1 protein-coding gene is annotated in these 794 nt (G+C 60.8%); it reads right to left on the bottom strand.

Annotation, left to right across the window (positions count from 1 at the left end):
• On the bottom strand, nt 1-674 hold a 674-nt coding region (locus G7A99_RS22280; RefSeq protein WP_163144188.1), incomplete at its 3' end, for a thioesterase domain-containing protein.
• Nucleotides 675-794 lie beyond the last annotated feature (120 nt).

Genomic DNA, 794 nt, shown 5'->3' with positions numbered 1-794 from the left:
TTTATCCCCTCGAAAAACGCATCGTCCCCAACACGGGGGCCCCCGAAGGTGTAGCACGCGCCCGTGCCATTGCGCTCCAGATACCGAGTTGCGACTATCGCCAATGCCCCACCCAGGGAGTGGCCCGTGATGTAGAGGGGCGGACCCGCATGTTTTTCGAGGGCGTGCTCGATGGCGTCGCGTACGCGCTCGAACGCCTCCAGGAATCCCCGGTGGATACGTCCCTGTTTAGGCGCTGTCACCAGATCCGCCTTCACGTCCGTGAGCACATCCGTGATTCCCGGCTGGGTTCCCCGAAACGCCAGGATCAGCATGCCCTCTTCGCTGTCCTCCGTTTTGCTCAGGCGCGCCAGCAGCGCCTCGGTGCCATCGTGGGCAAATGTCTCGAGCAGCTCGAAGTTCGCCGCACGCAGGGCCTCCACCGTATGTGTCGGCACCCCTGACTCCGATTCCACCGCCCGTCTCACCAGCGCTTCCACGGCGTCTGCCGCCTGACCGGAAACAACCGCTTCACGAATCTCTTCCGCCAGGTTGTCCACGGACACCTCGGACGGTAGCGGCTCGTAGACCAGTCGCGCGATCTCCGCCATGATCCACGCCGTACGATCCGAGTATGCGGCCCGTGTGATTGGTGGCCGTTCCAGAAGTTGAGTAGAAACAAAGAACTCAGCCATCACCCCCTCCTTGTATTTGAATACCATGGTGCGGCTTTTGATTTTATTGTGATTCACATTAGCGCGCGCCGACGCTCTGTTTGTCAAACGGAATTAGCCGGGAATTTGCCGGACAGGGCG

It is taken from the genome of Arhodomonas sp. KWT, assembly GCF_010993615.1.
The sequence above is the reverse complement of the archived record's forward strand: the minus strand, read 5'-3'. Positions and strand labels throughout refer to the sequence as shown.